The 13,113-nt window shown below is 57.5% G+C and carries 14 protein-coding genes; 12 read left to right on the forward strand and 2 right to left on the reverse strand.

Going from position 1 to position 13,113, the window contains the following annotated elements:
• From CLH62_RS02330 to infA, 5 genes are all read left to right on the forward strand, one after another.
• Positions 1–912, forward strand: coding sequence for an AAA family ATPase (locus CLH62_RS02330; RefSeq protein WP_099616535.1), 912 nt, complete (start codon positions 1–3; stop codon positions 910–912).
• A gap of 141 nt (positions 913–1,053) precedes the next feature.
• The gene (trxB, locus tag CLH62_RS02335) at positions 1,054–2,007 is read left to right on the forward strand and encodes a thioredoxin-disulfide reductase (protein WP_099616536.1); all 954 of its coding nucleotides are present in this window, start codon (positions 1,054–1,056) and stop codon (positions 2,005–2,007) included.
• A gap of 219 nt (positions 2,008–2,226) precedes the next feature.
• On the forward strand, positions 2,227–2,940 hold the full coding sequence (aat, locus tag CLH62_RS02340; RefSeq protein ID WP_099616537.1) for a leucyl/phenylalanyl-tRNA--protein transferase: 714 nt from the start codon (positions 2,227–2,229) through the stop codon (positions 2,938–2,940).
• On the forward strand, positions 2,941–3,654 hold the full coding sequence (locus CLH62_RS02345) for an arginyltransferase (protein ID WP_099616538.1): 714 nt from the start codon (positions 2,941–2,943) through the stop codon (positions 3,652–3,654).
• 80 nt (positions 3,655–3,734) lie between these two features.
• Positions 3,735–3,953 (forward strand): translation initiation factor IF-1, encoded by a 219-nt coding sequence (gene infA / locus CLH62_RS02350; protein WP_008169200.1) that lies wholly within the window; start codon positions 3,735–3,737, stop codon positions 3,951–3,953.
• Positions 3,954–4,054: 101 nt separating this feature from the next.
• On the opposite strand, the gene clpA is transcribed toward infA, so the two are convergent.
• Together clpA and clpS are read right to left on the reverse strand one after the other, a co-directional pair.
• Positions 4,055–6,325 carry an ATP-dependent Clp protease ATP-binding subunit ClpA gene (gene clpA / locus CLH62_RS02355; protein ID WP_099616539.1) on the reverse strand — a complete coding sequence of 757 codons (2,271 nt, stop codon included), beginning with the start codon at positions 6,323–6,325 and terminating at the stop codon, positions 4,055–4,057.
• Between the two features lie 18 nt (positions 6,326–6,343).
• The gene (clpS, locus tag CLH62_RS02360) at positions 6,344–6,703 is read right to left on the reverse strand and encodes an ATP-dependent Clp protease adapter ClpS (RefSeq protein WP_048496975.1); all 360 of its coding nucleotides are present in this window, start codon (positions 6,701–6,703) and stop codon (positions 6,344–6,346) included.
• A gap of 303 nt (positions 6,704–7,006) precedes the next feature.
• Here clpS and CLH62_RS21555 point away from each other — a divergent pair, with 303 nt between their 5' ends.
• The 7 genes from CLH62_RS21555 to CLH62_RS02395 all read left to right on the forward strand — a co-directional run bounded on the left by CLH62_RS21555 (position 7,007) and on the right by CLH62_RS02395 (position 13,080).
• Positions 7,007–7,318, forward strand: coding sequence for a cold shock domain-containing protein (locus tag CLH62_RS21555; protein WP_099616540.1), 312 nt, complete (start codon positions 7,007–7,009; stop codon positions 7,316–7,318).
• A gap of 174 nt (positions 7,319–7,492) precedes the next feature.
• Positions 7,493–8,131: a pseudouridine synthase gene (locus tag CLH62_RS02370; RefSeq protein WP_099616541.1), complete on the forward strand. Its 639-nt coding sequence runs from the start codon at positions 7,493–7,495 to the stop codon at positions 8,129–8,131.
• Positions 8,128–8,583 (forward strand): NUDIX hydrolase, encoded by a 456-nt coding sequence (locus CLH62_RS02375; protein ID WP_099616542.1) that lies wholly within the window; start codon positions 8,128–8,130, stop codon positions 8,581–8,583. Before CLH62_RS02370 ends, CLH62_RS02375 begins: the two co-directional genes overlap by 4 nt.
• Positions 8,584–8,627: 44 nt before the next feature.
• Complete coding sequence (mnmA, locus tag CLH62_RS02380; RefSeq protein WP_099616543.1) at positions 8,628–9,815, forward strand: tRNA 2-thiouridine(34) synthase MnmA; 1,188 nt, start codon at positions 8,628–8,630, stop codon at positions 9,813–9,815.
• Entirely contained in the window at positions 9,812–10,456 is a 645-nt protein-coding gene (gene hflD, locus CLH62_RS02385; protein WP_099616544.1) for a high frequency lysogenization protein HflD, read from the forward strand. The genes mnmA and hflD overlap by 4 nt, the downstream gene beginning before the upstream one ends.
• Positions 10,457–10,544: 88 nt before the next feature.
• Complete coding sequence (purB, locus tag CLH62_RS02390) at positions 10,545–11,912, forward strand: adenylosuccinate lyase (RefSeq protein ID WP_099616545.1); 1,368 nt, start codon at positions 10,545–10,547, stop codon at positions 11,910–11,912.
• Between the two features lie 16 nt (positions 11,913–11,928).
• On the forward strand, positions 11,929–13,080 hold the full coding sequence (locus CLH62_RS02395) for a cupin domain-containing protein (protein ID WP_099616546.1): 1,152 nt from the start codon (positions 11,929–11,931) through the stop codon (positions 13,078–13,080).
• The last annotated feature ends 33 nt before the right edge of the window (positions 13,081–13,113 follow it).

The following is a 13,113-nucleotide window of genomic DNA, read 5'->3' on the forward strand; positions in this document are numbered from 1 at the left end:
ATGAGAAAACTGGTCGATACCGTTGTCAGTGAACTGAACCAGATACTGCTGGGCAAGGATCAACAGGTCCGCCTTGCTCTCTGTGGCCTCCTGGCCCGGGGTCACCTATTGATTGAAGACATTCCCGGCATGGGCAAAACCACCCTCTCCCATGCCCTGGCCAAAGTGATGGGGCTCAGCTACCAGCGCATCCAGTTTACCAATGACCTGCTACCAGCCGATGTGCTTGGCTACTCCATGTACGACAAACAGGCCGGCAGCCTGGTTTTCCATCCGGGCCCGATCTTCGCCCAGGTGGTACTGGCAGACGAAATCAACCGGGCATCACCACGTACCCAGAGCGCCCTGCTTGAAGCCATGGAAGAGCGCCAGGTATCCATCGAAGGCGAAACCCGGCCGCTGCCCCACCCTTTCTTCGTGATTGCCACCCAGAACCCGATCGAGCAGGGTGGCACCTACCCCCTGCCCGAATCCCAGCTGGACCGGTTCCTTATGCGCCTGCGCCTGGGCTATCCGGACCCCAGAGCCGAGCGGGAACTGCTGGAAGGCGAAGACCGCCGTGTGCTGACCGAAAAGCTCGGCACCCTGCTCTCACAGGCCGACCTGGAAACCCTTCAGGAAGGCGTCACCCGGATAACCGCCAGCCCGGCCCTGCTGGACTATATTCAGCGCCTGCTGGAACAAAGCCGCAGAATGCCGGGGCTGCTTTACGGGCTCTCTCCAAGGGCCGGACTGGGCCTGCTGCGGGCGTCCAAGGCATGGGCCCTGATGGAAGGCCGGCACCACGTACTGCCGGACGATATTCAGGCCGTCTTCTCGGCAGTGGCCGAACACCGCCTGGAACAGGGCGAATCCGGCAAAAGCACCGAACGGGTCAGACAGCTTCTTGCCACCGTGTCAGTGCTTGAGTAAATAGCAAGGTTTTATAAGCGGTATTGCCCAAAACGAATGGCAGACAGCCGCTTTCATGTTAGCCTTTCCACCTTTCCCCGAAGCGCCTGGCCCTGAAAACCGGGCCGGGCAATATACGGTTTTTTCAGTGAGAGATTTTCAATGAGCGACACCAAACATTCCCGACTGATCATCCTCGGTTCCGGCCCGGCAGGCTACACCGCTGCTGTTTACGCAGCCCGCGCCAACCTGAACCCGACCCTGATTACCGGTATTGAAGTCGGCGGCCAGCTCACCACCACCACCGACGTGGACAACTGGCCCGGCGACAACGACGGCGTACAGGGCCCCGAACTGATGCAGCGCATGCTCAAACACGCCGAGCGCTTTGAAACCAGCATCGTCTACGACACCATTAACGAAGCCGACCTGCGCAACCGCCCCTTCCGCCTCAAGGGCGACGGCGGCGAATACACCTGCGACGCCCTGATCATCGCAACCGGCGCCTCCGCCATGTACCTTGGCCTCGAATCCGAAGAGAAATTCAAAGGCCAGGGCGTCTCAGCCTGCGCCACCTGCGACGGCTTCTTCTACAAGAAACAGAAAGTAGCCGTCATCGGCGGCGGCAACACCGCCGTTGAAGAGGCCCTTTACCTCTCCAACATCGCCGACGAAGTGACCCTGGTGCACCGCCGCGACAGCCTGCGCGCCGAAAAAATCCTCCAGGACAAGCTGTTCGAAAAAGCCGAAAACGGCAACGTCAACATCGTCTGGGACCACACCCTCGACGAAGTCCTGGGCGACGGCACCGGTGTCACCGGCATGCGCATCAAGAGTATGAAGGATGGTTCGACACAGGACCTGGAACTGGCCGGCGTCTTCATCGCCATCGGCCACAAGCCTAACACCGACCTGTTCACCGGCCAGCTGGACATGGAAAACGGCTACATCCGTATCCGCTCTGGCCTCGAAGGCATGGCCACCCAGAGCAGCATCCCCGGCGTCTTCGCCGCCGGCGACGTAGCCGACCACGTCTACCGCCAGGCCGTCACCTCCGCCGGCTTCGGCTGCATGGCCGCTCTGGATGCCGAAAAATTTCTGGATCAGCAAGACTGATTGTGATTGAGTAAGAGTGCGAAGAAGGAACGCGAACTCAGGAGTTTGCAAAGGCTGGTGGGAACCCGCTTCTGAAACTGTGCGGAGCCATGGATGGCGGAGCCAAGCGTACAGGGAAGTATTCACAGCGTGTTTCAGAAGGCTGGCCCTCCCGGGCGCGACTCCCAAGTCCGATCAACATGAGATCAGTTTGAAAATCTGAGCAAAAACCGGATATGGATGACCTCACTACCCTGGCTAGACCCTGACCAACTCTGGTTCCCTCCGGCCAACGAAGCCCTGGACGACCCGGACGGCCTCCTGGCACTCGGCGGCGACCTGTCCACCGACCGGCTCATACTCGCCTACCGGAACGGCATCTTCCCCTGGTACAGCGACGAGCAACCCATACTCTGGTGGTCACCCAACCCCAGATGCGTATTGTTTCCGAACGAAATCCACGTATCCCGAAGCCTCCGCCGCACCCTGAACCAGCACCGCTTTCAGGTTACCGCCGATCAGGCCTTCGGCCGAATCATCCGCCTGTGCGCCTCCACCCGGGCCGAGGGCACCTGGATCACTGAAGAAATGATCGCCAGCTACGCCGAACTGCACCAAATGGGCGTGGCACACTCCATTGAAGTCTGGAACCACAGGGGTGATCTTGCCGGCGGGATGTACGGCCTGGGTATCGGCCGGTGTTTCTTCGGCGAATCCATGTTCTCCCTGGAAACCAACGCCTCCAAAGTCCTGATGGTCCACCTTGCTCATCAGCTACAGACCTGGGGCTACCGGGTTATGGATTGCCAGGTGGAAAGTCGCCACCTGCTGACCATGGGCGCCAAAACTATTCCCCGGGAAGAGTTTTTATCTATACTCAGGATGAGCGTCGATCAAAAACCGGATCAGACCGACTGGACCTTCCACTGGCAATGGCCCGGGCCGGAGGATTAAATGAGCAATCTCAGAACCCTGGTGTTCTTTGCAACCCCGCCACACGACTGCAGTTACCTGCCAGACCACGAGGCAACCACCATGTTCGTGGATCCGCGGGCCCATATCGACAAAAAACTCTACAGCCAGCTCACCGCGCTCGGCTTCCGCCGCAGTGGCGGCCATTATTACCGCCCTCACTGCGAGCAGTGCAACGCCTGCATTGCCGTACGCCTTAAAGTAGATGACTTCGAACCCGACCGTAGCCAGAGACGGGTAATGAGGAAAAACGAAGATCTGGAGTGCATGCTGGTGCCGGCCACCTTTACCGAACGGTATTATCAACTCTACGCCACCTATATCGAGGAACGGCACAAAGACGGCGATATGTACCCGCCGTCCCGGGAGCAGTTCACCTCGTTTCTGGTAGAGGGTGCCACCGATTCGTGGTTTCTTGAAATCCGCAAGGACAATAACCTGGTGGGTCTTGCCGCCGTAGACTTGCTGGATGATGGCCTGTCTGCCATCTATACTGTTTTCGAGCCTGAAATGGACGATCGCAGCCTTGGTACTTTTGCTATCCTGTGGCAAATTGACGAGGCCCGCCGCAAGGGCCTGCCACATCTGTATCTCGGTTACTGGATCAAACAGTGCCGGAAAATGAACTATAAAACCCGTTTCCGACCCATTGAAGCGCTCCGCGACGGCCAGTGGCGTGAGCTTGATGCCGACTGACTTTGCCAAACGCGGATAAATAAGGCAGAATTGCGCAATTTAAAATCACGAGAACCATATCCTAACGAGGTTTCTACTGAATGCCGAAATCAGATGCCATTGAAATGGAAGGTGTTATTATCGACACCCTTCCAAACACCATGTTCCGCGTTGAGCTGAGCAACGGTCATGTTGTGACGGCTCACATCTCCGGCAAGATGCGCAAGAACTACATCCGCATCCTGACAGGTGACAAGGTCAAGGTTGAGCTCACTCCCTACGACCTGAGCAAGGGCCGCATTGTGTACCGCGCCCGTTAAGGCGCATGTGACATCTGAAAAGCCCCTCCGGGGGCTTTTTTTGTGAGGCCAAAAAAAACCGCTGCCTGGTTACCCGGACAGCGGTTTTTCCTTACGTCGCCTCAGACGGCTTCCGCCGGCTCATCCTCGTACTCGAACACCAACTCATCGTCACGGAGATGGATGTAGACATCTCCGCCCTTCTCTGACAGGCGCCCGAAAAGGATCTGCTCGGCCAGCGGCCGCTTGATCTTGTCCTGAATCAAACGCGACATCGGACGGGCACCCATGGTGACGTCGTAGCCTTTGTCGGCCAGCCAGGATTTCGCAGCATCATCCACATGCAATACGACATGCTTCTCGTCCAGCTGCGCCTGCAGTTCGGTCAGGAACTTGTCCACCACGTGGGTGATGGTTTCCTTCTGCAGGTCGCCGAACTGGATGATACCGTCCAAACGGTTGCGGAACTCCGGCGTGAATGTCTTGGTGATGATCTCCATGCCATCGGTGCTGTGGTCCTGCTCGCTGAAGCCAATCGAACGACGGGCCATGCTTTCTGCCCCGGCATTGGTTGTCATGACCAGGATCACGTGGCGGAAGTCCGCCTTGCGACCGTTGTTATCAGTCAGCGTACCGTGGTCCATTACCTGCAGAAGCAGGTTGAAGACTTCCGGATGGGCCTTCTCGATTTCATCCAGCAACAACACACAATGGGGGTGCTTGGTGACAGACTCCGTCAGCAGGCCTCCCTGGTCATAACCGACATAGCCCGGCGGCGCACCAATGAGTCTTGAGACAGTGTGGCGCTCCATATACTCGGACATGTCGAAGCGCACCAGCTCGATACCCAGGACCTTGGCCAACTGTTTGGTAACCTCGGTTTTACCAACACCCGTCGGCCCCGCGAACAGGAAGGCACCTTCTGGCTTCTCAGGCGCCTTCAGGCCAGCGCGAGCCAGCTTAATGGACGTAGCGAGAGACTCGATGGCCGGATCCTGACCAAACACCACCATCTTGAGGTCCCGCTCGATATTCCGCAGCAGATCCTTGTCGCTGGTGGAGACGTTCTTGGGCGGAATGCGGGCAATGTTCGCTACCACATCCTCGATATCAGTCACGTCGATGGTCTTTTTGCGCTTGCCTTCCGGCTGCAACCGCTGCCGGGCACCAGCTTCGTCGATTACATCAATTGCCTTGTCCGGCAGGTGACGATCGGTGATGTACCGGTCCGCGAGTTCTGCGGCAACCCGCAAGGCCTTGTCCGTGTACTTCAGATCGTGGTGCTTCTCGAAGTTCGGCTTCAGGCCTTTGAGGATCTGGTAGGTATCCTCGACGCTGGGCTCGTTGACATCGATTTTCTGGAAGCGGCGAGCCAGGGCACTGTCTTTCTCGAAGATGCCCCGGAACTCCTGGAACGTGGTGGAGCCTATGCAACGGATCTCCCCGGAACTCAGCATCGGCTTCAACAGGTTGGAAGCGTCCATAACGCCACCGGATGCAGAACCGGCACCGATAATCGTGTGGATCTCGTCGATAAAGAGAATCGCATGACTCTCTTTCTTGAGTTCTGCCAGTAGCCCTTTCAGGCGCTTCTCGAAATCACCCCGATATTTGGTGCCCGCCAGCAATGCACCGAGATCCAGCGAGTAAACCACCGCATCCGAAATGATGTCGGGTACCTGACCATCCACGATTCTCTTGGCAAGCCCTTCAGCGATGGCAGTCTTGCCTACGCCGGCTTCCCCGACCAACAATGGGTTGTTCTTGCGACGGCGCACCAGAATCTGCACCACCCGCTCAACCTCGTGCTCGCGCCCGATGAGCGGATCAATCCGGCCCTGACGGGCCTGCTCATTGAGATTGGTTGCGTAGCTTTCCAATGGCTTGGAATGGCCGCCTTCCTCTCCGGCTTCATCATGGGAAGCCTGATCATGACTCTCCTGATCTTCAGCACCCTGAACCCGGGAGATTCCATGAGAGACGAAATTGACCACATCAATACGGGCAATGCTCTGTTTCTTGAGCACATAGACCGCCTGACTTTCCTGCTCGCTGAATATAGCGACCAGCACATTGGCCCCGGTTACCTCTTTCTTGCCCGAGGACTGCACATGGAACACCGCCCGTTGCAACACTCGCTGGAAGCCCAGCGTGGGTTGGGTCTCCCGCTCACTGTCGCTGCTCGGGATTAATGGTGTTGTTGAGTCAACAAACTCGACCAGTTCCTCCTGAAGTCGCTTGAGGTCTGCACCACAGGCCTTCAGAACGCCCACCGCCGATTCGTTATCGAGCAGGGCCAGCAACAAATGCTCCACAGTCATGAACTCATGACGTTTATCGCGGGCATTCTTGAAGGCCGTGTTCAGCGTAATTTCCAGATCTTTGCTCAGCATGGGCCACCCCAACGTCTTTCAGTCCGCACGTTCAATCTCGCAAAGGAGCGGATGTTCGCATTCCGAGGAATACTGGTTCACCTGTGCCGCCTTTGTTTCCGCGATGTCCCGGGTAAATACCCCGCATACAGCTTTTCCCTGCGTATGGACGAGCAGCATCACCTGCGTCGCCTTTTCCTCGTTCATTCCAAAGAACGTCATCAGCACATCCACGACGAAATCCATGGGTGTGTAATCGTCGTTCAGGAGCACCACCCTGTATCGCGCCGGGCGCTTGAGAGCAGGCTTTTCGGGAGCAACGCTGAGGTCATCCTGCCGCCCCGGCTGTTCGTCCTCCCCCTGATTTAATACTAGTAGAGAATTTTCGATAGTCCGCATCATTCCTAACCGGTTTATCGGTGCTCCTGTCTAAATGTGGATGTCTGCCCCGGGGTTTTCAAGCAGGGCGTGAGATATTTATCAATACGAACATGATACCGCTTCCAGACTGCGTTCAACCACACATTCCCGGCATAGAAACTATTGACTCGACGCAACGATTGGCCGAAAGTTAATTTGCATTGTAAAATAATGTAAATCCATGCAATGTTTGGGTAACAGGATTCGGACCGATAGTGCGACGGCCGAAAGGCAAACACCACGTACAAGAACAGTGACAGCAAAAGAACAGGGGAGTTCATCATGCCAAGAGGCAAAGTCAAGTGGTTCAACAATGCCAAAGGGTACGGATTCATCATCGAGGATGGTTGCAGTGACGATCTGTTTGCTCACTTCTCGTCGGTCCAAATGGACGGCTACAAGACCCTGAAAGCCGGTCAGGCCGTATCCTTTGATAAAAAACCAAGCGACAAGGGCATTCACGCAGTCAACATCATTCCGGATGAGCAGCCCGCCAGCAAGGCCCATACAGGTGCCGGAAGCGACGCTGCCGAAGAGTCAGGGCAACAGGAATCCGGCCGGGACGGTTATCCGCCCCGCGCAGTAAACGGCTAAACTGCTCTGACACCTGAAGCCATTCCCCCACCTCGAGCTGGTGGGGGATGTTTCTTTTTTGTCTAATAACCAGACGTCACTGCTAACGCCGGCAATCTGACTTTGTCAGTCCTTACCTTTGAAGTACCCTACTCTCACTGAAGCACACTGCAACTTCTGGAAATGTGCGATCGCATGGCTGAGCTCATTCTTTTTAACAAACCTTTTCAGGTCCTGAGCCAGTTTACCGACGATGGCGCCGCTGGGGGAGACTCGCCGCGCGCCACGCTGGCGGACTACCTGCGGATTCCCGGCGTCTATCCGGCCGGTCGACTGGATTACGATTCCGAGGGCTTGCTTCTGCTGACATCCGAAGGTGCTTTGCAGCACCGGATAGCGTCGCCGGCACTCAAGATGCCCAAAACCTATTGGGTGCAGGTAGAAGGCGAGATTTCCGACTACGCCCTGAAACGTCTCGCGGAAGGTGTTGAACTGAAAGATGGCCTCACCCGGCCCGCAAAGGCAACAAGAATGTCGGCGCCGGCTATCTGGCCCCGGATTCCTCCTGTGCGGCACCGCGATACCGTTCCAACCAGCTGGCTGGAGCTGATCATTACCGAAGGCAAGAACCGGCAGGTCCGGCGAATGACTGCCGCGGCCGGCTTCCCGACACTGCGACTGATCCGTTACCGCATTGGCGACTGGACCCTGGAGGGACTGAAATCCGGTGAATACCGGAAAGTCACCGTCAACCTGCCGGCCAGCCCAAACACCAAATCCCGCCCCGGTCGTGCCGGACCCGGGGCCCGAACCCGGAGAACGAGAAAGCCATGACCTGGACACCCCATGCCACTGTAGCGGTTATTGTTGAAGATCAGGCAGGACGGTTTCTCATGGTGGAGGAGTTCAGCGGTGGCAAGGTTGTGTTCAACCAGCCCGCCGGACATGTCGAGGAAGACGAGGCCATACTCGACGCCGTTCGCCGGGAAGCGCTGGAGGAAACCGGCTGGGAGATTGACCCGGTGCACTTTCTGGGCATCTACACCTACAAGGCGCCAGCAAATGGCGTTACCTATTATCGCTTCTGTTACGTTGCCCGGGCCGCTGCAAAGATTTCAGACGATCTGGACGACGGTATCATTGCTGCCCACTGGTTGACCCTTGACGAAATCCGTGGCCTCGGCGAAAAACTTCGCAGCCCGCTTGTCCTGCAGTGCATAGAAGATTACCGAAATGGCCGCCAGTACCCGCTCGACGTCGTCGTCGATTCAAAGACGGCGTGCTAGGAAAATGGTAAACTCGCGGTTTTTTAACCGGTAGCGACGCTGTCATGACCAACACCTCTGAAGCTCAGTCTTCAACCAGCCCAACCAACACCCGCGTGATCGTCGGCATGTCCGGCGGTGTCGATTCTTCCGTGGCCGCCTGGCTGCTGAAGGATCAGGGTTATCAGGTTGAAGGTCTGTTCATGAAGAACTGGGATGAGGATGACGGCACAGAATACTGTACCGCCATGACCGACCTGGCGGACGCCCAGGCCGTGGCCGACGCCATTGGTATCAAGCTGCATACCGCCAGTTTCGCGGCCGAGTACTGGGACCGGGTGTTTGAGCATTTCCTGTCGGAATACCAGGCAGGCCGCACCCCGAACCCGGACATTCTGTGCAACAAGGAAGTCAAATTCCGCGCCTTTCTGGACTATGCCATCACCTTGGGTGCTGACTATATTGCCACCGGCCACTACGCCCGTCAGCGACCCATTGCCGACTCTCGGGGCAAGGCACAGCTGCTCAAAGGACTGGATCCGAACAAGGATCAGAGTTATTTCCTGCACGCGGTCTCAGGCGACCGCATCGCACGGACCCTGTTCCCCGTGGGCGAGCTGGAGAAACCGGAAGTGCGCCGTATCGCCGAGCAGCAGGGCTTCGTGACCCATGACAAAAAAGACTCCACAGGCATCTGCTTTATTGGTGAGCGCAAATTCCGGGACTTCCTGAAACAGTACCTGCCCGCCCAGCCCGGCGATATCGAAACACCGGATGGCCAGAAGATCGGCCGCCACCAGGGGCTGATGTACCACACCATAGGTCAGCGCCAGGGCCTTGGTATCGGTGGCCTCAGTGAATTCGGCGACGAGCCCTGGTATGTGGCGGAAAAGGACCTCGGTCGCAATGTGCTCATTGCCGTTCAGGGCAAGCATCATCCCCTGCTGTTCTCCCGGGGCCTGGTATCCGGCCCGATAGACTGGGTCGCCGGCCAGCCTCCCGCTGGGTCTTTCCGCTGCAAGGCGAAAACCCGCTACCGGCAGCCGGATCAGGATTGTCAGGTTGCGGTCATTGATGGTGGCGTACGGGTCGATTTTGATGATGCCCAGCGGGCAGTTACGCCGGGACAATCCGTTGTCTTCTACGACGGCGAGGTGTGTCTCGGCGGGGGTGTCATTGAGGAAACCTGGCGTGATGGCGACCCCTTGCCGGCTCGTCTGACCGGTTCCAGGCCTCAGGAAGTGACTGTATGAGTCGATCTCTGAAAGACCAGACCCTGGCCCTTGCGGGAGTTTTCCAGGCGGCTAACCTGGTGCAGCAGATTGCCCACAGCGGCCAGTGCAATCAGTCAAGCCTGGAAACGTCCATTCGCTCCCTGTTTGCAACGGATCCCGAGAACACCCTGGACGTGTACGGTGGCGAACTCCGGGATATTCAGGAAGGCCTTGTAACGCTTTCTTCAGTACTCAGCCAGCAGAGCAAGCAGCAGGATATCGAAGTGCTTCGCTATGCCCTAAACCTGGTTCAACTGGAATCCAAGCTGAATCGCCGGTCAGACATGCTGGACGTAATCGGCAGCCGCATCGACCAGGCCCGGCACACCGCCAGCCACTTTGGCTACACCCACCCCAACCTGATCAGCAACCTCGGCTCGGTTTACGCCGATACCATCAGCACCTTCCGGATGCGCATCCAGGTAAGCGGCAATCCCTCGATCCTGCAGCAGGAGGAGAATGCCGCGAAGGTTCGGGCCCTGCTACTTGCGGGTATCCGCTCGGCCGTGCTCTGGCGCCAGACTGGCGGACGCCGCTGGCAACTGATTTTTTCCCGCAGGAAGGTTATCCGGCTCGCCCGGGAACTGGTCGAGGAAGCGAATAGCTCTCTGTACCATTGACAGCGCTGATTCAGTGACAGCGCTGGTGTATGATATGCACCCCCTATTTTCTTTTGATCCGATTCTTTGATGACTTGAGAGGTTTTCGATGGAACTCACCGCCCTGACCGCCATTTCCCCGGTCGATGGACGCTACGGCAGTAAAGTCAGCGTCTTCCGTGAAATCTTCAGTGAATATGGCCTGATCAGGAACCGTGTGACCGTCGAGATCCGCTGGCTGCAGAAACTGGCGGATCACCCCGGCATCACCGAAGTGCCGTCTTTTTCCACTGAGGCCAATGCCGTGCTCGACCGCATGGTGAGCGAATTCAGCCTGGAGGACGCCGAGCGTATCAAGGAAATCGAACGCACCACCAACCACGATGTGAAAGCGGTGGAGTATTTCATCAAAGAGAAAATCGCCAGCGTTCCGGAACTGCACGCGGTGACCGAGTTTGTCCACTTTGCCTGCACCTCGGAAGACATCAACAACCTTTCCCACGCCCTGATGCTGCGGGAGGGTCTGGATCACGGCATGCTGCCCGCCATGGACCGGGTTGTCGACAAGCTGGCGCAGCTGGCCCACGATCACGCTGAACAGCCCATGCTGTCCCGCACTCACGGACAGACTGCCTCCCCCACAACCGTGGGCAAGGAATTGGCCAATGTAGTCCACCGACTGCGTCGGCAGGTCAAACAGGTCCGTGAGACCGAGCTGCTGGGCAAAATCAACGGCGCTGTCGGCAACTATAACGCCCATCTTTCGGCCTATCCGGACATCGACTGGGCGCTGAACGCCAGGGAATTTATCGAGAGCCTCGGCCTTGACTGGAACCCATATACCACTCAAATCGAGCCGCACGATTACATCGCAGAACTGTACGATGCCATCGCCCGTTTCAATACGATTCTGATCGACCTGGACCGGGACATCTGGGGCTACATTTCCCTCGGCTACTTCAAGCAGAAGACCGTAGAAGGCGAAGTGGGTTCCTCCACCATGCCCCACAAGGTCAACCCGATCGACTTCGAGAACTCCGAAGGCAACCTTGGCATTGCCAATGCGCTGTTCAGCCACCTATCAGCCAAACTGCCGATTTCACGTTGGCAGCGGGACCTGACCGATTCTACCGTGCTCCGTAACCTCGGCGTTGGTTTTGCCCACAGCCTGATCGCCTATGAGGCAAGCCTCAAGGGGCTGGGCAAGCTCGAAATCAATCCGGCCCGTCTTGATGACGACCTGGATCGCGCCTGGGAAGTGCTCGCCGAGCCGATCCAGACCGTGATGCGCCGTTACAACATTGAAAAGCCCTATGAAAAGCTCAAGGCATTGACCCGTGGCAAGGCGATGACCCCGGAACTGATCAAGAATTTTGTCGAGAGCCTGGAGATTCCGAACCAAGCCAAGGCAGACCTGATGGCGCTGACTCCGGGCAGTTACATCGGCAACGCCGTTGATCAGGCACAAAACATCTGAAACCGGGAGCATACCCATGAACATGCTTGGCGGACTGACGCCCTCTGAATTTCTGCGGGATTACTGGCAGAAGAAGCCACTTGTCATCCGTCAGGCATTTCCCGGATTCCAGTGCCCGGTCAGCGCCGATGAGCTCGCGGGACTCGCGTGTGAAGAAGGCGTGGAGTCCCGGATTGTCATTGAAAACGACGATGGCAAACCCTGGCAGCTCCACAACGGCCCTTTCTCTGCGGACCGGTTCAGCCAACTACCGGAGCAGGATTGGACCCTGCTGGTTCAGGGCCTGGACCACTGGGTGCCGGATATCGCCGACCTGCTGGAGCACTTCCGCTTCATCCCCAACTGGCGCCTGGATGACGTCATGGCCAGCTACGCCCCGAAAGGCGGCAGTGTTGGCCCTCACTACGACCAGTACGATGTCTTCCTGCTTCAGGCGCAGGGCCACCGACGCTGGACTTTTGGCGGCCACTGCAATCACACCTCGCCGAGAGTGGAAGGCACCCCGCTCCGGATTCTGAGCAGTTGGGAGGGTGAAGAAACTGTCACCCTGGCACCCGGTGACATGCTGTATCTGCCGCCCGGCATCGGGCATCACGGTATTGCGGAAGATGATTGCATTACCCTGTCGGTGGGCTTTCGAGCGCCGACCATTGACGATGTTCTAACCGGCTTCACTGATTTTCTGTGCAGCCAGTCGGATGCCGCGGATCACCTAAACGACCCGGACCTGCAGGTTCAGGACAACCCGGGCACAATCTTGCCCAACGTGATGGACCGCCTGGAAGGCATTATCCGGGAGAAACTTGGCGATCGCCGGCAACTTGCCCTCTGGTTTGGCCAGTATTCCACGGCTCCGAAGAGTATGGACATCGTGGTCCCGGCTGATGAACCGGCCGATACCGGGGATATTGCTGAAGCGATTCATGCTGGCGAGCAAATGCGCTGGAATGAAGGCTCCCGCTTCGCCTATTATGATTTTGAGAGCGAAACGGCGCTGTTCGTGGACGGAGAGCAGTTCCTGCTCAAAGGGGATGCTCGTCCTCTTGCTCCGCAGCTGTGTTCCGCCGCCCGCATCGATATGCCCGCCCTGGCCCGCTTTGCCGGCGACAAGGCATTGCTCGGCCTTCTGACCACGCTCTACAATCAGGGTTCTGTCTATTTCGAGTAATCTCGACTTTAGAGGTATCGGCGAACGGGTAAG

Origin of the sequence: Marinobacter guineae, from assembly GCF_002744735.1 — a bacterium.
Lineage (GTDB): Bacteria > Pseudomonadota > Gammaproteobacteria > Pseudomonadales > Oleiphilaceae > Marinobacter > Marinobacter guineae.